Genomic DNA, 17,115 nt, shown 5'->3' with positions numbered 1-17,115 from the left:
CGGCGAACCGCCAGCGGGCAGCTGTGGCGAGATCAATACTTGCCGGCGGTGCCGCCATTGGGGTTGCCGCCGTTGGTGCCCGGGCGGCCCTGGTCGCCGTGGCCACCGTTGCCACCGCCCAGGCAGTCCGAGGCGCCGACAGTGCCGCAACAACGGCCAGCCCAAAGGTCATTGAGGTTGGTGTGGACGCAGCTGACCGTCTGGTCGGCCATAGCGGATCCGCCCAGGGCCGATACGGCAGCGACGGCGAGAAGGGTGTTGCGCAGGAAAGCAGTCATTTGAAGTCTCCATGGTTGGGTTTTCGTCATTCACGGCTGTGTGTCGCCGGGCGAACGGAAATGGTTCATGGAGAGGTGGAGAAAATTTTCGGGACGGCTGCCGATGGGCACGGTGCCTCGAAGGCGGAGGACCTTCTCGCCTTCGTCATCCACGGGCGGAGCGGGAGCGAAGCGGACGCGCAGACCCGAGGATCCATGCCGCGACTTGCGAGCGCCGCAGCGGTGCAAAATCTAACGATGCTCGGATGAAGACGACGCCCGTTCCTGGGCCGCCGTGTTCTGTGTTGGGGTCACGGCATGGATCCCAGGGTCTCCGCGACGCCGCTTTGCGGCTGCTCCGCCCTAGGATGACGAAGCGACGGGTGCGGCCGCTCGAACTGGGCCGCAGCCCCAGTCCCCTATTCCACCGACCCCACCAGAACCTGCTGGCCGCCGCGGATCGAGACCCAGCGGCCGGTGTTGTCGATCGCCTGCCGCTTGAGGAAGCGGTAGCCGGTCTGGTCCCAGGCCTTGACCTTGTCGGTCAGATTGTCGAGCACGTAGTCGCCCTTGTCGGTGCGCACCGTCAGCACGGAATGGCCTTCGCCGTCGGGCTTGCGCACCACGGTGATGAGAAGATCGGCAAGCGAGATGCCCATGTGGGACAGCCGGCGGCGCTTTTCCAGCACATAGTCCTCGCAATCGCCGACGCCCTTGTCGGGATAGGCCCAGACCTCGTCCTTGCCGTAGATGTCCATGTCGCTCATCGGCTTGACGGCGGCGTTGACCCTGGCGGTAACGCCGGCGAGCTTGCTCATCAGCCCATTGGTCATCCTGGCCGGTGCCAGATTGCTCGGACGGATCGAGCACTCGCCGGGGTGCAGCTTGCAGAAATCATAGTGGCCGATCGGCTGCGAGGTGATGCCCCCGGTCGCCATCGCTCCGGCTGCCATTGCCGGCCAGCTTCCCGTGGCGGCCAGACCGGCCGCAGCCGCGCACAAGCGCAACCTTCTCGCCATTGTTGAGGAATTCATTGTCCCCGCCCACCCTGTTGTTAACGAAACGTTAAGGGCGATTGACAGTCCGTGTCAATTACGGCGACGGCCTGATTTGCAGCATGGTTACCCGCGGGGAGGGACAGCGTCTATTGTGCAACAGAATCGGCCCGAAGGCCGATTTTGCAGCGGAATTACTTAGCGCTTGGCGGTGCGGACCAGCCTTGGCTTCACCGCGACGCGGTTCTGGCGGCCATAGCTGGTGATGAAGTCGACGATGCGCGGCACGATCTCGGAGCGGAAGCGCGAGCCGTTGAAGACGCCGTAATGGCCGACCGCCGGCTGCATGTAGTGCGCCTTCTTGTCCGCCGGAATGTTGACGCACAGATCCTGCGCCGCCTTGGTCTGGCCAAGGCCCGATATGTCGTCGTTCTCGCCCTCGACGGTGAACAGAGCGACGTTGCGAATAACCGAGGGATCGATCTTCGTGCCGCGATGCGTCATCTCGCCCTTGGGCAAGGCCTGGCGGACAAAGACGGTGTCGACGGTCTGCAGGTAGAACTCCGCCGTCAGGTCCATGACCGCCAGATACTCGTCATAGAAGTCGCGGTGCTTCTCGGCATTGTCGCCATCATGCTTCACAAGATGCATGAAGAAGTCCTTGTGGGCGATGATGTGGCGGTCGAGGTTCATGCTCATGAAGCCGGATAGCTGCAGGAAGCCCGGATAGACCTCGCGGCCGAARCCGGGCACCGGCCAGGGCGCGTKCATGATGACRTTGTCGSSGAACCAGTCGATGCCYTTTTCCTYGGCCAGCAGATTGACCGCSGTCGGATTGCGGCGGGTGTCGATCGGGCCGCCCATCAGGGTCATCGTCGACGGCACGAAAGGGTCGCCCTTCGCCTCCATCAGCGCCACCGCCGCCAGAACCGGCACGGAAGGCTGGCACACCGCCATCACATGGGTGTCGGGCCCGAGCGCATGGAACATGTCGATGATGTAGTCGATATAGTCGTCGAGATCGAAGCTGCCGTCGGCCAGCGGCACCATGCGGGCATCGACCCAGTCGGTGATGTGGACATCGGCATAGGGCAGCATGGCTTCCACCGTGCCGCGCAGCAGCGTGGCATAGTGGCCCGACATCGGCGCCACGATCAGAAGCTTCGGATCCGGCTTGCGGCCAGCAGGGACAGCGCGCTCGAAGCGGACGAGATTGCAGAATGGCTTCGACCAGACGGTCTTTTCGGTGACCGCGACGCTCTTCCAGTCGACGACGGTCTTGTCGAGGCCGAAGGCGGGCTTGCCATAGCGGCGCGTGGTGCGTTCGAACAGTTCGGCGCCCGCCGCGATCGAACGGCCCCAGGGGGTGTGCGAGATCGGATTGAGCGGGTTCGAGTAGAACATCCGCACCGCATCGGCGTAGAGGCGCGCAGGCTGCAAGGCAGCGTGGTTCATTTCGTAGAGCTGGTAGAACATTAAGAACCCCGCTGCTGCCTCGACCGAAGGGACGACGAGCAGCGCCGAGCCTCAAATGTCTCGCGGCGAAGTTAACAACTAATTGCTGCGACGCAATACGTCACGTTGCGTGACCAATGGTTCTTTCGTCCAAAGGCTTGCAAATCCGCCTGGAATGGCCGAGCCGGCTCAATGTGCAGTGCCGAAATGTGTAGGAAATGTGTCCGGCCCTGGTGGCGGACACCAGACCATGATCCCGAAAAGTGGTTCCGGTTTTCGGAAGAGATCATGGTCCAAGGAAAAGACTACATCAGACCCGCGCCACGCAGACAGCGGTCTGGCCGGAGCTGATRAAGCCGAGCTGGCYGGCGGCGCCCTTCGACARATCGAGCATGCGACCCYTGATGAACGGGCCRCGATCGTTGATGCGCACGAYGACGCTKYKGCCATTGTKCTGRTTGGTGACCYKSARYTTGGTGCCGAACGGCAGTGTGCGGTGGGCGGCGGTCATCGCCGAAGGGTTCATGCGCTCGCCCGATGCGGTCTTCGAGTGCAGCGCGTACCAGGAGGCGCGGCCGCACTGGCCGGCGGCAGCGGTTGCCGAGGTAGCAGAGGCGCCGACCATCAGGCCAGCAGCGATCGTTACCGCGACAAGCGCGGTCTGGTTTAGGTTCTTCATCTTTAGGGGGTGGCTCCGTTTTTGACAGACCCCAGCCGTTAGGTGGCGAATAAGGCAGGAAATGCGGCAAGCATCTGTCCGTTCCGTGGCGAGATCACACGTTTGGAGTCAGCGGGTAACAGTCTGTTAGGGATTTCTTGGCGAGATTTGATCAATTCTCGATGATCTTCGGGCCGATATCCGAGATCGCTTTGACAAGATATCGGATTAATATCCAAGTAGAATTCGGCGTGATTGAGCCAATTCCTTTGGCTCTTTCATCACGCCGGTACCGCCGCAAACGATCGACTTGAAAAGCGAGATCCGTCAATGAGACTGACCAAAAATCTTCTGGCCTTGATTGTGCTGGCTATCGGCGCGGTGTGGTCGCTGCAAGGCATCGGCGTGGTCGGCGGCAGTTTCATGACCGGCCAGTCGCAATGGCTCTATATTGGTCTGGTCGCGATGTTGGTCGGCTTGGCCGGACTGGTGTGGGCGAACCGGTAGGGGCGGCGCTGAAAGGTCGACCCCCACTCCGTCGAGCTTCGCTCGACACCTCTCCCCCGATCGACGAGGGAGAGGAAAGGCGCGAGCTTAACCGAGATTAGCGCCCTTCCTCTCCCTCCGGAGGGGGGAGAGGTGGCGCCGCGAAGCAGCGACGGAGTGGGGGAAGGCGGTCCTCAAATGTGCCGCCGCAAGACAGCAATAGCCCGGCGAGCAAGAAAATAGTCACCCATGCTACCCGGTCGATTCCGTTACCTATCTATCCGGTTCGGACAGAAAGCCTTGCCCCCAACAACCCTAACCGAACAGCTGGTCCAGAATCATGCCTTCGAGGCGGGCGAGCTCGGCGGAGCCGCGCCGGCGCGGCCGGGCTACCGGCACCTCCAGGTCGAGCGCGATCTTGCCTTCGCTGATCACCACCACCCGGTCGGCGAGCGCGACGGCCTCGGCGACATCATGGGTGACCAGCACGGCGGTGAATTTCTGGGCGAGCCAGATGCGTTCCAGCAATTGCTGCATTTCGATGCGGGTCAGCGCGTCGAGCGCGCCGAGCGGCTCGTCGAGCGCCAGGATCTGCGGCTGGCCGACCAGCGCCCGGGCCAGCGCCACGCGCTGTTTTTGGCCACCGGACAGCACCGAGGGCCATTCATCGGCGCGATCGGCGAGGCCGACCTCACCCAGAATGTCGAGCGCGCGTTGCCTTGAGTCCGTGCCGGAAGCGATGCCGGTCAGCCCGACCTCGACATTTCTGACCACGCTGGCCCAGGGCAGCAGGCGCGGCTCCTGGAACATGAAGCGAGTGCGGCTGTGGCCTTCTTCCTCGGCGCCCAGCGTCAGCGATCCCGATGTCGGCCGGTCGAGCCCAGCGAGCAGCCTGAGCAGTGTGCTCTTGCCGCAGCCGCTCTTGCCGATGACGGCAACGAACTGCCCAGCCGGCACGTCGAGGTCGATGCCGTCAAGCACGGTCTTGTCGCCGAAGCGTTTTTCAACGCCCTTGAAGGCGAAGGCACGCCGGCCTTCGACCGATATCGCCGGGCGCGCCGGCGCCGGAGCGGCAACGAAGGAGCGGACGGAGGTCAGGCTGGCGGCTGGCATCGAAGACTCATCCGTTCTGGAAGGCGGGATGCCAGCCGAGCGACAGCCGCTCGAGCAGGCGGGCGAGACTGTCGGCGAGCTTGCCGAGCAGCGCGTAGATCAGGATCGACAGCACGACGACATCGATCAGCAGGAATTCGCGCGCCTGCATGGCCATGTAGCCGAGGCCGGAACTGGCCGAGATGGTCTCGGCGACGATCAGCGTCAGCCACATGATGCCCAAGGCGTAGCGCAGGCCGACGAAGATCGCCGGCAGCGCGCCGGGCAGGATGACGCGGAAGAACAGCGCGCGCCGGTCCATGCCGTAGACGCGGCCCATCTCGACCAGTTGCGGATCGACGCTCTGGATGCCGAGCAGCGTGTTGACGTAGATCGGAAAGAACACGCCGAGCGCCACCAGGAAGAGTTTTGCTTCCTCGTCGATGCCGAACCAGAGGATGACGAGCGGGATCAGCGCCAGATGCGGGATGTTGCGGATCATCTGCAGCGTGGTGTCGGTCAGGCCGCGGCTGAGCCGCGACAGGCCGTTGGCGAGGCCGAGCGCGAAGCCGATCGAACCGCCGACGGCAAAGCCGGCAAGGGCGCGCGCCGTGGAAACACCGATGTTGCGGATCAATTCGCCCGAAAGCGTCAGCCGCCAGAAGGCCTCGGCGACCGCGCTTGGCGCCGGCAGCACATTGGCCGGCATGACACCGGCGCGGCTGGCAATCTCCCAGCCGGCGATGACCAGGACCGGCAGCACCCAGCCGATGGCGTTGGCGTGGAGGCGCGCGGAAAAGCTCATGACGAGGCCTGCAGGCGGGCGGCACCATGGAAGCCGACCGAGAATTCATTGGCGATGTTCTCATGCGCCCGCTGCCGCCTGGTGCCGAGCCCGAGGAGCGGGAACAACAGCTCGGCGACGCGGTAGGCTTCCTCGAGATGCGGGTAGCCCGAACCGATGATGGTATCGATGCCGATCGCCTGGTATTCGCGGATGCGTTCGACGATCTGCTCCGGCGTGCCGAGCAGTGCGGTGCCGGCGCCGCCGCGCACCAGGCCGACGCCGGCCCACAGATTGGGCGCGACGACGAGCTTGTCGCGGCGGCCGCCATGCAGTTCGGCCATGCGGCGCTGGCCGACCGAATCCATCTGGTTGAGGAAGCGGGCCTGGGCATTCTCGATCTGCGCGTCGGTGACATGGCTGATCAGCCGGTCGGCGGCGCGCCAGGCTTCGTCCTCGGTCTCGCGAACGATGAAATGCAGCCGGATGGCGAAACGCAGTTTCCTGCCGCGCAGCGCTGCCTTTTTGCGCGCTGAAGCGAGCTTCTCGGCGACTTGGGCCGGCGGTTCGCCCCAGGTCAGGTACATGTCGACGAGGTCGGCGGCGAGATCCTGCCCGGCGTCGGACGAGCCGCCGAAATAGAGCGGCGGCCGTTCCTGGCTCGGCAAAAGATCGAGGCGGCCATTCTCGACGCGGTAGTATTTGCCGTCGAAATTGACGCGCTCGCCGGACACCAGGGCGCGCCAGATGGTCAGGAATTCATGCGCCTGCGCGTAGCGCTCGTCATGCGGCAGGAAGACGCCGTCGCCGGCGAGCTCGGTCGGATTGCCGCCGACCACGACATTGAGCAGCAGGCGGCCATTGCTCAACCGGTCGAGCGCCGCGGTCTGGCGCGCGGCGAAGGTCGGCAACGTCACGCCGGGCCTGAGCGCCACCAGGATTTTGAGTTTTTCGGTGAGCGTCGCAAGGCCCGTCGCGGTGATCCAGGAATCCTCGCAATTCTGTCCGGTCGGCAGCAGCACGCCGGGAAAACCGAGCCGGTCGACCGCCTGGGCGATCTCCTTGAAATAGCCGAACTCCGGCGGCCGCTGCTGCTGTTCGGAACCAAGATAGGAACCGTCGCCATGCGTCGGGATGAACCAGAAGAAATCGAGCGGCCGTTCTGGCGTGTTCTTGGCTGGCTTGGTCATGGGCGGGCCTTTTCGAGAATACAAACGGCGATGGCGCCGGGCGTTCTCACCCGGCGCCATCGAGGAAAAAATCAGTTGCCTGGCGCGGTCCACACCGCGTCGGAGATGCGGACCGCCTTCGGAATCAGGCCGAGTTTGAAGAAGCGGTCGGCGGTTGCCTGCTGGCTGGCGATGATCTCGTCGGTGATCGGAAAGATGCCGAATTTGCTGCGGTTGGCGGCGATGATCTGGGCGTCGAGCGGCACGCCGGTCACCTCATGCAGCGCCTCGGCCACCTTGTCGCGATTCTGGTCGGCCCATTTCACCGCCTCGCCGAGAGCGGCGACGGTCGTGGTCACGACCTCTGGATGCGCCTTGGCGAAATCCTTGTTGGCGAGGAAATAGGTATTGACCTTGAGCACCTCGCTGGAGCGGGCCAGCACGCGCGGCTGGTAACGCGTCTCGGCGATGGCGAAGAACGGATCCCAGACCGCCCAGGCATCGATCTGGTCGCTGGCGAAGGCGGCGGCGGCATCGGCGGGGCTGAGATAGATCGGCGTGATCTGATCGAACGGGACGCCGGCCTTCTCCAGCGCCGCCACCAGAAGATTGTGCGCGGAGGTGCCCTTGCCGACACCGACGCGCTTGCCCTTGAGGTCGGCGACCGACTGGACCGGCGAGGCCGGCTTGACGAAGATCGCCTCGCCGTCACCATTGGACGGCAGGGCCGCGACATAGACGATGTTGGCGCCCGCCGACTGACCGAAGATCGGCGGCGCGTCGCCGGTCCAGCCGACGTCGATGGCGCCGACATTGAGGGCCTCGATCAGCGGCGGGCCAGCGGTGAACTCAACCCACTTCACGGTGACGCCGGTAAACGCCTTCTCGATCACCTGCTGCTGCTTGGCGATCACCGGCAGGCTGGTCTTCTGATAGCCGATGCTGAGCTGCTTCAGCTCCTGCGCCGAGGCGCCGAACGACAGGGCAACCGTCGCGGCGACAAGGCCGATGCCGAAAACGCGTCTTGTTAGATTGAAGCGCTTGGTCAGATTGAACATGATCCCTCTCCTTCGCTGCGGATCGGCGCCGGGAAAATGTCCTCGCCGGTTGGATGAGGGATCAGGTTAGGTAGTTCTATAAATTTAGTAGAGGAATGATTTTGCGAGTTAGCGCATAGAGATGGAATCGATTTCTCCCTTTGGCGGGACAGCGCCCGCCTCTGCCCTACCGGGCATCTCCCCCACATGGGGGAGATCGGCTGTCACCGCGGTTTTCGCCAATCGCCAACGTTGTAGAAGAGAGCGCGGCGCTGAAGCTGCCAATCTCCCCCCTCGTGGGGGAGATGTCCGGCAGGACAGAGGGGGGCGCGACAGAGCGCGACGCTCGTCATTATCGCTGTGTCGGTGTGCCCCTCACTGCGACCAGTATTGCCAGGCCCAGTAAAAACTCTCGTCGCGTGGCGGCAGGCGGTCGCGGCCGGCCTGGAATTGGACCGGCGCCGGGGAGCGCTGGCTGTCCTGCCTCGCCGCTTTGTCATCGGACGCAAGGCCCAGCAGCCAGGCACCGAAATGGGCAAACAGCACGGCGGTGGAATGGGTCATCTCATTCTCCTGCGCTTGCGGTTGATCACTCGCGCCCCGCCCATGGGACGAGCACGCGCTCGAGCCGGCGGATGATGAATTCGAGCACGAAGGCGATGGCGGCGATCACCAGAATGCCCATGATCACCACATCGGTGACCAGGAACTGGGCCGCCGACTGGATCATGAAGCCAAGCCCGCGCGTCGCCGCCACCAGTTCGGCCGCGACCAGCGTCGACCAGCCGGCGCCGAGCGCGATGCGCAGTCCGGTCAGGATCGAGGGCAGCGCGCTGGGCAGGATGACGTGGCGGACCACTTGCGCGCGCGTCGCGCCGAGTGAGCGCGCGGCGTTGATGCGCTCCTGCGAGACGCCGCGAACGCCCGACGCGGTCGACAGCGCCACCGGCGCCAGCATGGCGATGGCGATCACCAGGATTTTCGACGGCTCGCCAATGCCGAACCAGATGATGACCAGCGGCAGATAGGCGAGCGGCGGGATCGGCCGCAGGAATTCCAGCAGCGGATCGAAGATGCCGCGCCCGACGGTGCTGATGCCGATGGCAAGACCCACCGGCACGCCGATGAGAAGGGCCGCGACGAGTGCTGCAAACACGCGGCCGAGGCTGGCGACGGCGTGCTGCAGCAAGGTTGCATCGACGAAGCCGTCATTGGCGACAACGAAGAATTTGTTCCAGACGGCGGCAGGCGAAGGCAGGAACACCGGCGATACCAGTTGCAGGCGGGCCGACAACGCCCATACCGCCAGAACCACCAGGATGGTGACCGCGCTGATCATGCGCGCCGAAACGCCCTTGCGCTTCGGAGTGGCCGGCGACCATGGCACGGACAGACCATCGACCTCGTCGATCTTCTGGCTCGGTCGCTCGGTATAGGACGTCACGGTCATGCCGCCTCTCCTTCGAAGATGGCGTCGGTCAGTTCGCCGCGCGCCGCGGCGAAGGCTGGGTCGGCCTTGATGGTACGGATGGCTTCGCCCGAGGCGTAGCGCCTGGAGAAGCCCGGCTCGAAGGTCCGCACCACACGGCCGGGGCCCGGTGCCAGCACGACGATGCGGGTGGCAAGCACCAGCGCCTCCTCGATGCCGTGCGTGACCATCAGCACGCCGGCATGGCTTGCCGTCCACAGATCCAGCAGTGTCGTCTGCATGCGTTCGCGCGTCAGCGCGTCGAGCGCGCCGAGCGGTTCGTCGAGCAGCAGGAATTGAGGTTCGGCGGCGAGCGCGCGGGCGAGGCCGACACGCTGGCGCATGCCGCCGGACAGCTCCCAGATGCGCTTGTCGCCGGCGTCGGCGAGCTTGACCAGGTCCAGCAATTCGTCGGCGCGCCGCGCCCGCTCGGCTGGCCTGACACCGCGCAGCCTGAGCGCGAAGGCGACGTTTTCGCGCGCGGTCAGCCAGGGAAACAAGGCATCGTTCTGGAACACCACCGCCCGATCGGAACCGGGGGCGGTGATCGGCTGGCCGTTGATCGTGGCACTGCCGCGCGACGGCGTAACAAGGCCGGCGGCGACATTGAGCAGCGAGGTCTTGCCGCAGCCGGAACGGCCGACAAGGACGACGAAATCATCCCCGGCAATGTCAATCGACACCCGCTCGACGGCCGGTGCCGGCTGGCCGTCATAATGGATCGATATCTTGTCGAGCACGAGATGCGGCATGAGGCCTCGCAGGAGGGATTCCAGAGCATGATCCCGAAAAGTGGCGTCCGGTTTTCGGAAAAGATCATGCTCAAACGAATGGATAATCCGACTGCCCCGGAAAGGCTCCTCGTCAGCAGTTCCGGGGCAGGCAGCACGCGGCGTCAGGGAAGGAGATCCGCGCGTTCAGGTGGCGTCAGGCGCTCAGTTCGAGGCCAGCGCCTCGGTGACGTATTTCGATGTCACATATTTCGAATAGTCCGGCAGCACGACGTCGACCTTGCCCTGCTCCTTGAGGAAGGCGGATGCCGCCGCGACCGCCTTGACCGTGCCGCCGCCGAGGAACTTGTCGGAGGCCTGCTCTTCGAGCGTCGGGAAGACATAGCCCTTCAACAGCTCCGGCACCTCTTCCAGCTTGGCGCCGGTGAGCTTGKCGATCTTGCCGGCCTGCGGCGAGGACACCGACCAGGCGTCGGGCTTGGCGAGGTATTCGGCATAAGCGGCGCCCGTCACCTTGACGAAGTCGCGCACCGCTTCCGGGTTCTTCTCGGCAAAATCGGTGCGCACGATCCAGGCGTCGAAGGTCGGCGCGCCCCAGGCGGCAACCTGCGAGGAATCCAGTACCACCTTGCCTGTCGTCTTGATCTGGCCGAGCGCCGGATCCCAGACGTAAGCCGCATCGATGTCGCCGCGGGCGAAAGCGGCGGCGATTTCCGGCGGCCTGAGATTGAGGATCTGGACCGACTTCGGGTCGACATTCTCGTGCTTGAGCGCGGCAAGCAGGCTGTAATGCGTCGTCGAGACGAAGGGCACCGCCACCTTCTTGCCGGCGAGGTCGGCGACCTTCTCGATGCCGGCACCGTTGCGGGCGACCAGCGCCTCGGACGGCCCGATCAGGCCGACGACGAAGATGGTCTGGATCGGCAGTTCGCGGCTGGCGGCGGCCGCCAGCGGGCTCGAACCGACATAGCCGATATCGACCGAGCCGGAAGCGACTGCGGCGATGACGTCGGCGCCGGAATCGAATTTGCGCCAGTCGATGGTGGCCTTGGTGGCCTTTTCATAGACGCCGTCGGCCTGCGGCACTTTGGAGGGCTCGACCACCGTCTGGTAGCCGATGGTGATCTTCAGATCATCGGCCAAGGCTGGGCTGAGGAAGGCGGCGCCGGCAAGGGCGGCCGACGACAGAAGGAGAATGCGTCGCGAAATGGTGGACATCAAAGGGCTCCATGAAAACAGAGAAAACCGGATTGCCCTATGATAGTCCGCTAATTCTATCGCTCTTGTAGAGTTAAATCCTTCCAACGAAGGTGGGTTTGTTGGAAAAAACCTGTCGGTGGTGGAGCACCCGAGCGCATAGGTCGGCTGCTGCCGCCTCACCGTCCCGATGACAAACCGAACAGGGATGGTACTCCGCGAGCCTCCCCGGCTTCGTCATCCTAGGGCGAAGCAAGGAGCGAAGCGACGCACGCAGACCCTAGGATCCATGCCGTGACATCAAAGCGTCTCGACGGTGATCAGGGATGGCAACGGGACAAGATTTCATTCCTCACCGCTGCACTCTTCGATCAACGTCGCGGCATGGATCCTCGGGTCTTCGCGACGGAGCTTCGCTCCTGCTCCGCCCGTGGATGACGAAGTTGGGAGGCTCAGGCAACTCGATAACCGTCGGCGCCATCACCCACGAAATAACAATTTTCGCTTTTGCGATTGTCACGCAAATCCATACCTCAAACAGTTGCGGAATTGACAACCCGTTCCGCGTGTTCGAGGGTAAGTATAGTATCCTTATCGACATGCGGGAACTGGAGGCGACGATGAGAGGGCACCCCATCACCATGATCGCTCACGGCATGCATCGGCTCCCGGCGCCGCGTGAGTCGGCACGTGACACGGCTGTCATGCGGAAACCATTTGTCGCCTTGTTGCCGTCGACGCGCATTTCTGTGCTCTTAATGGCACAAAGGCCTGACAAAATGGCTACAGCGGCTTGAAAACGAAGCAAATTCAACGTTCCTCGGCTTGTATATCATGTCACTAGAATTTATGTGTCATGGATGCTTGAGCGTGGCGGGGAGGCTCGCCAGGCGTTTCGCAGGGATGGCCCGGCCATCGCATGACAGAGAAACGTTGGATCTATGCTCACCAAAAAAGGCAAGTACGGCCTCAAGGCGCTGGTCCACCTGGCGCAGATACCGGCCGGGCAGCTCGCTTTCGTTGGCGACATCGCCACCGGCAACAATATTCCGAAGAAATTTCTCGACGCCATTCTCGGCGAGTTGCGCAATGCCGGTTTTGTCCAGAGCCGCAAGGGCAAGGATGGCGGCTACCGCCTGGCGCGGCCGGCCGACGAGATCAAGGTCGGCCATGTCGTGCGCGTCCTCGATGGGCCGCTGGCGCCAATTCCCTGCGCCAGCCGCACACAATATCAGCGCTGTGAAGACTGCAACGAGGCGACATGCCAAGTCCGACATCTGATGCTCGAGGTCCGGCAGGCGATCGCCGAGGTGCTCGATCAGCGCAGCCTTGCCGAGATGCGCGATATCGGCCTCGACGACCTGCCGGTCACGGTGAAGGTCCAGGCCTGACGCCTCGCACGCCGCGGAGGCGCGCATGAGCGGGCGTGCCAATTCCATTATCCCCAGTTCCATCATCATTGTCGGCGGCGGCGCCAGCGGCGTGGTGATGGCCGCGCACCTGCTGAAATCATCCAACCCTGATCTGCGCGTGACGCTGATCGAAAGGCGCCCGCATTTCGGACAAGGCGTCGCCTATTCGACGCTGCTGTCGGCGCATGTGCTGAATGTCAGTGCCGCCGGCATGAGTGCCTATGCCGACGATTCCGGCAATTTCTGGCGCTGGCTGCAAGGGCGTGGGCTGGTTAGCCCGGAGCAAACGCCGCAGACGCCCTTCTACGCGCCGCGCAGCATCTATGCCCGCTACCTCGGCGAGTTGCTGGACGACCTCGAAGCGCAGGAGCAGCCGACCGGCAGGCTTCGCCTGATCCACGAGGAAAGCCGGTCGATCACGCCGACCCCGTCCGGCGTCGAGGTGGCGCTTGCCAACGGCACCAGCGTCGTCGCGCATCTGGCCATACTGGCCACCGGCCATGACGAACAGCCGGCGCAGGGCAGTGCAATCCGGATGGGCTCGGAAGCCGACACGGAGCTTGCCCCGGACAGCCGGGTGATGGTGCTGGGCACGGGCCTCAGCATGGTCGATGCGTTCCTGGCGCTGGAACAGCGCGGCCACACGGGCGAGATCGTCGCCGTTTCCCGGCGTGGCCTGCTGCCGTCGCCGCACCGCAAGGGCAACCCGATCAAGCTCGATGTCGCCGACATCCCGCTCGGCACCCAGCTCTCCTATTTCGTCGGCTGGTTCCGCGACCTGATCAAGGAAAACCAGAAGGCCGGCGTCGACTGGCGCGACGTGGTCGACGGTCTGCGGCCGTTCAACCAGAAGATCTGGCAGAACTGGCCGGCTTCGGCCAAGCGCCGCTTCGTCGAGCACACCAAGGCGTGGTGGGACATCCACCGCCATCGCATGCCGCCCGAAGTCTATGCGCGTGTGACCGAGGCGGTGAAATCGGGACGCATCCGCCTTGTCGCCGGCCGCGTCGTCGACATCGCGAAAGGTGGTGACTTCACCGTCCAGGTCCAGTCGCGCCACACACAGCGCCTCGAGACCTTCGACGTCGCCCGCATCTATGATTGCTCCGGAATCGTGCGGGACATTTCGACCWCGTCGAACAGCGTCGTGCGCTCTCTGGTCGACCGTGGGCTSGCSCGGCCGGAYCCGMTGCGCATCGGCCTCGACGTCWCCGSCAATTGCGAGATCATCGCCRGCGACGGYWCGGTSTCGSSMAAGATCCTCGCCGTCGGMCCGCTGACGCGCGGCACCTTCTTCGAGATCGACGCCATTCCCGACATCCGCGTCCAGTGCGCGCGGCTGAGCAAGCAGTTGCTGGGGTAGGCGCTGGCTGGCGTTCAGCCGCCCAGCGCCTCGCAGACAAGGCGTGCGGTCTCGGCGCCGGAAAAATTCTGCTGGCCAGTGATCAGATTGCCGTCGCGTATGGCAAAGCCGCGCCACAACCCGGCCTGGACATAGTTGGCGCCTGCTGCCTTCAACTCATCCTCAATGCGCCAAGGCATCAGGTGCTTGCCGCGCTCAAGCGCGCCCATCTCCCAGGTCGCCTTGTCGGCGAAATCCTCCTCGGCATTGGCGAAACCGGTCACGGTCTTGCCCGTGACGAGCAGGGATCCGTCCCCGCGCCTGGCGTAGCGCAGCAGCGCGGTGCCGTGGCAGAGCGCGGCGGCCACCTTGCCGGCTTCATGGAAGGCGACGAATGTCTGTTGCAGGTCGGTCGCGCTCTCGTAAGTGAACATCGGCGCCTGGCCGCCGGCGACGACGATGGCGTCGAAACTGTCGATATCGATCTCGGCCACCGGCCGCGTGTTGTCGACCAGAGCAGCCAGGTTCGGGCTCGACAGGAAGCCGAGCGAGATGAGGTCTGTCTCGGAGTAACCCGAGGGGTCACGCGGGTCGCTCAACGCGTCGGCCTCGCATCTGCCGCCATCGGGCGAAAAGATCTCCACCGCGTAGCCGCGTTCGGTGAAGGCGAACCAGGGATGCGTCAGCTCGCTCCACCAGAAGCCGACCGGCCAGCCGGTCGTGGTCGAAATGGCCGGATTGGCGATGACGATCGCGACATTTTTCGGCCGACGTGCATTGACCGGATTGGCATCCCTGACACTCATCTTGGCTCTCCCGTTATGAAGCTGTCGCCGACAAAGCCGGGCGCTGCAATCTGGCCATATGGCGGGGCAAAATCCGCTTTCGCCGCGGCGGCGCCTTGCCTAGGATCGGTGCATGACCCAACGCGGAAGACTGTATGGCTGCCCGGTCGAGTTCGCGCTCGACGCGCTCGGCGGCAAGTGGAAAACGGTGATCATCGCGCGGATCAAGCAAGGCCCGTTGCGCTATTCCGAGTTGCGCCGGCTGATCCCCTCGCTGTCCGACAAGATGCTGACGCAGCGGCTCGCCGATCTCGTCGAGATCGGCTTCGTCGCGCTCGAGCCGTCGCCCGACGGCAAGGCACGTTACGCCTTGACCGGGCGCGGCCACGATCTCGCCGCAGCGCTGCAGGCGCTCTACGACTGGGGCAGCGAGCACGGCCGTGCGGAAGGCGTGCGCTTTCGCACCGACATTGATGCCGCCGCCTAACAAAGCGTCTATCTCCTGCTGGCGGCAAGCGAACCGCAAAAGCCCGCGACATCCGACATGACGGCTTCGCCGAGGTAGCGCAGCGTCGCCATCGAGCGGTCGCGCGCTTCGCGGTTGCCGAAGCCGCAGGCGTCCTTGATCACGACAGCCGTAAAGCCGTTGTCGGTCGCCTGGCGGACGGTCGGCTCAATACCGATCTCCATGGCGATGCCGGCAAGGGCAATAGTGCGCACGCCGCAATCGCCGAGCGCGAAGCCAAGCGCCGTGGAATCGAAGGCCGACATGGTCAGCTTGTCGAACACGGCTTCGTCAGCGCGCGGTGCCAGTTCGGGCACAATCCCGGTCGCTTCGGCGTCGCGCAAGAACCACGGCTCGACCGCGTCGGGGCTGTCGCGCCGCTGCCAGGCCATGGCGGTGCGCAGCTGGGTGGCGCCCATCCATTTGCGCGGCAAGGAGAGGTGGCGGGTGAACGCCACCCGCATGCCGGCCGAGCGCGCGGCTTCAAGCACGATGCCGGTGCGCTCGACAATGTCGGCCGCGCCGGCAACCTGGCGGCAGATGCCGACCTGCATGTCGTAGACCACCAGCGCCATGCGGTTGGGATCGCACCATTCGGCCAAGTTGGTCGGGATCTCGATGCCTTCGCTCGACCGGATCATGCCGCGGTCCGGTCCCAGGGTTTGGCGATGTCGACAGTGGGATCGAACAGATATTCGAGCGGCAGAGGTGCGGAGTCGAAGGCCAGGAAAACCCACTCCAGCAGCCCGGCCTTGGACAGTGGAAAGTCGTCGGTGTAGCGGCGCGCTTCCTCGACGCTGTCGAGTTCGRAGACGATAATGACGCCGCCGACATCGGCGCGGGCGTAGTTTTCGCGCACGATGCCGGCCTTCCAGAGCCGCCAGACATTCGACACTTCGTCGCGCAGTAAGGCTTGAGGTCGTCGAGGGTGACGCCGGGCTTGAAATTGTCATAGGCAATGATCTTCATCGGCTGTCTCCTCCTGGGATGTCAGGATCGCGCGGCCCGCTTGTTTCGGCTGGCATCCCGTTCGGCTAGCATGATGAAAATGGCGGCTTCAACGAACGAGATGGTTCGTTGAACGGGGAAACTGATTGCCCTTTCGTGGCGCGGCATTTTTTGGAGGAGGAGACAAAATGGGTATCGAGCGGCTGAACCCGAAAGGCATGCACAGCAACCCGGCCTATTCGCAGGGGGTGGCGCTGCCGGCCTCGGCACGCATCGTGCTGATCGGCGGCCAGAATGGCATCGACGCCAATGGCCAGATCGTCGGCAAGGGCGACATCGCAGCGCAGACCAGGCAGGCGCTCGCCAATCTAGCGATGGTGCTCGAAGCCGGCGGCGCCAGGCCGGAAGACCTTGTCCGCCTGTCGCTTTACATTGTCGGCGACGCCGATATCAGGCCGGCCTTCGGCGTCTGGATGGCGTTCTGGGCAGATCGCGGGCCGCCACCGGTGGTGACGGGCATACGCGTGCTCGGCCTCGCCAATCCGGATTTCCTGATCGAGATCGAGGGCCAGGCGGCGGTTGAGACATAATGGACTAAGCACCTCCTGGAATTTCATTCCCCGTCTGGCCAGTTGATTGGCACGTTCTATCTTCTTTCCCGCGACAAACGGCTGGAAAAGAGGCTACGCTGCCGCTCTGCCCCCGAGCCGGTCGCTTGATCAGGGAGCTTCGATATGAGCGAGCACGGAAAAGCTGCGCCAGGCAGCACCCCCTCGGATGGTCCATTGTCCCGC

At 64.2% G+C, this 17,115-nt stretch carries 20 protein-coding genes; 5 read left to right on the top strand and 15 right to left on the bottom strand.

What is annotated here, in order from left to right:
• Positions 1–32 precede the first annotated feature (32 nt).
• From AC1DX0_RS10380 to AC1DX0_RS10365, 4 genes are all read right to left on the bottom strand, one after another.
• A complete protein-coding gene (locus tag AC1DX0_RS10380) occupies positions 33–278 on the bottom strand; it encodes a hypothetical protein (protein WP_477223870.1) in 246 nt (81 codons plus the stop codon).
• Between the two features lie 398 nt (positions 279–676).
• Positions 677–1,291 (bottom strand): transglutaminase-like cysteine peptidase, encoded by a 615-nt coding sequence (locus AC1DX0_RS10375; RefSeq protein WP_477223871.1) that lies wholly within the window; start codon positions 1,289–1,291, stop codon positions 677–679.
• A gap of 159 nt (positions 1,292–1,450) precedes the next feature.
• Positions 1,451–2,728 carry a polyhydroxyalkanoate depolymerase gene (locus tag AC1DX0_RS10370; RefSeq protein ID WP_477355244.1) on the bottom strand — a complete coding sequence of 426 codons (1,278 nt, stop codon included), beginning with the start codon at positions 2,726–2,728 and terminating at the stop codon, positions 1,451–1,453.
• 289 nt (positions 2,729–3,017) lie between these two features.
• Entirely contained in the window at positions 3,018–3,386 is a 369-nt protein-coding gene (locus AC1DX0_RS10365; protein ID WP_477355241.1) for a septal ring lytic transglycosylase RlpA family protein, read from the bottom strand.
• Between the two features lie 309 nt (positions 3,387–3,695).
• Here AC1DX0_RS10365 and AC1DX0_RS10360 point away from each other — a divergent pair, with 309 nt between their 5' ends.
• Positions 3,696–3,872, top strand: coding sequence for a hypothetical protein (locus AC1DX0_RS10360; protein WP_475455408.1), 177 nt, complete (start codon positions 3,696–3,698; stop codon positions 3,870–3,872).
• Positions 3,873–4,166: 294 nt separating this feature from the next.
• On the opposite strand, the gene AC1DX0_RS10355 is transcribed toward AC1DX0_RS10360, so the two are convergent.
• The 8 genes from AC1DX0_RS10355 to tauA form a co-directional block, all read right to left on the bottom strand.
• On the bottom strand, positions 4,167–4,964 hold the full coding sequence (locus AC1DX0_RS10355) for an ATP-binding cassette domain-containing protein (protein ID WP_477223873.1): 798 nt from the start codon (positions 4,962–4,964) through the stop codon (positions 4,167–4,169).
• A gap of 7 nt (positions 4,965–4,971) precedes the next feature.
• Positions 4,972–5,748 carry an ABC transporter permease subunit gene (locus tag AC1DX0_RS10350; protein WP_475436973.1) on the bottom strand — a complete coding sequence of 259 codons (777 nt, stop codon included), beginning with the start codon at positions 5,746–5,748 and terminating at the stop codon, positions 4,972–4,974.
• Positions 5,745–6,917: an FMNH2-dependent alkanesulfonate monooxygenase gene (gene ssuD, locus AC1DX0_RS10345; RefSeq protein WP_477223874.1), complete on the bottom strand. Its 1,173-nt coding sequence runs from the start codon at positions 6,915–6,917 to the stop codon at positions 5,745–5,747. Before ssuD ends, AC1DX0_RS10350 begins: the two co-directional genes overlap by 4 nt.
• Before the next feature lie 71 nt (positions 6,918–6,988).
• Positions 6,989–7,954, bottom strand: a complete 966-nt coding sequence (locus AC1DX0_RS10340; RefSeq protein ID WP_477223875.1) for a sulfonate ABC transporter substrate-binding protein — start codon at positions 7,952–7,954, stop codon at positions 6,989–6,991.
• A 354-nt stretch (positions 7,955–8,308) separates the two neighbouring features.
• Positions 8,309–8,497, bottom strand: coding sequence for a hypothetical protein (locus AC1DX0_RS10335; protein ID WP_258588406.1), 189 nt, complete (start codon positions 8,495–8,497; stop codon positions 8,309–8,311).
• A 25-nt stretch (positions 8,498–8,522) separates the two neighbouring features.
• A complete protein-coding gene (locus AC1DX0_RS10330; RefSeq protein ID WP_477223876.1) occupies positions 8,523–9,383 on the bottom strand; it encodes an ABC transporter permease subunit in 861 nt (286 codons plus the stop codon).
• The gene (locus AC1DX0_RS10325; RefSeq protein ID WP_477223877.1) at positions 9,380–10,153 is read right to left on the bottom strand and encodes a taurine ABC transporter ATP-binding protein; all 774 of its coding nucleotides are present in this window, start codon (positions 10,151–10,153) and stop codon (positions 9,380–9,382) included. Before AC1DX0_RS10325 ends, AC1DX0_RS10330 begins: the two co-directional genes overlap by 4 nt.
• Positions 10,154–10,336: 183 nt before the next feature.
• A complete protein-coding gene (gene tauA / locus AC1DX0_RS10320) occupies positions 10,337–11,350 on the bottom strand; it encodes a taurine ABC transporter substrate-binding protein (protein WP_477355238.1) in 1,014 nt (337 codons plus the stop codon).
• Positions 11,351–12,270: 920 nt separating this feature from the next.
• Between tauA and AC1DX0_RS10315 the strand changes: the two genes are divergently transcribed.
• Together AC1DX0_RS10315 and AC1DX0_RS10310 are read left to right on the top strand one after the other, a co-directional pair.
• Positions 12,271–12,720 (top strand): RrF2 family transcriptional regulator, encoded by a 450-nt coding sequence (locus tag AC1DX0_RS10315; RefSeq protein WP_477223879.1) that lies wholly within the window; start codon positions 12,271–12,273, stop codon positions 12,718–12,720.
• Positions 12,721–12,745: 25 nt separating this feature from the next.
• A complete protein-coding gene (locus AC1DX0_RS10310) occupies positions 12,746–14,104 on the top strand; it encodes an FAD/NAD(P)-binding protein (RefSeq protein WP_477355235.1) in 1,359 nt (452 codons plus the stop codon).
• A gap of 14 nt (positions 14,105–14,118) precedes the next feature.
• Here AC1DX0_RS10310 and AC1DX0_RS10305 read toward each other — a convergent pair whose 3' ends face one another.
• A complete protein-coding gene (locus AC1DX0_RS10305; RefSeq protein WP_477223881.1) occupies positions 14,119–14,889 on the bottom strand; it encodes a type 1 glutamine amidotransferase domain-containing protein in 771 nt (256 codons plus the stop codon).
• A 112-nt stretch (positions 14,890–15,001) separates the two neighbouring features.
• On the opposite strand from AC1DX0_RS10305, the gene AC1DX0_RS10300 reads away from it, so the two are divergent.
• Positions 15,002–15,355, top strand: a complete 354-nt coding sequence (locus AC1DX0_RS10300) for a winged helix-turn-helix transcriptional regulator (protein ID WP_477223882.1) — start codon at positions 15,002–15,004, stop codon at positions 15,353–15,355.
• A gap of 8 nt (positions 15,356–15,363) precedes the next feature.
• On the opposite strand, the gene AC1DX0_RS10295 is transcribed toward AC1DX0_RS10300, so the two are convergent.
• Positions 15,364–16,014 (bottom strand): cysteine hydrolase family protein, encoded by a 651-nt coding sequence (locus AC1DX0_RS10295; protein ID WP_477223883.1) that lies wholly within the window; start codon positions 16,012–16,014, stop codon positions 15,364–15,366.
• The gene (locus AC1DX0_RS10290) at positions 16,011–16,268 is read right to left on the bottom strand and encodes a hypothetical protein (protein ID WP_477355232.1); all 258 of its coding nucleotides are present in this window, start codon (positions 16,266–16,268) and stop codon (positions 16,011–16,013) included. Before AC1DX0_RS10290 ends, AC1DX0_RS10295 begins: the two co-directional genes overlap by 4 nt.
• 241 nt (positions 16,269–16,509) lie before the next feature.
• Between AC1DX0_RS10290 and AC1DX0_RS10285 the strand changes: the two genes are divergently transcribed.
• Positions 16,510–16,911, top strand: a complete 402-nt coding sequence (locus tag AC1DX0_RS10285; protein ID WP_477223885.1) for a RidA family protein — start codon at positions 16,510–16,512, stop codon at positions 16,909–16,911.
• The last annotated feature ends 204 nt before the right edge of the window (positions 16,912–17,115 follow it).

Source organism: Mesorhizobium sp. P3_A9, from assembly GCF_056402975.1.
The sequence above is the reverse complement of the archived record's forward strand: the minus strand, read 5'-3'. Positions and strand labels throughout refer to the sequence as shown.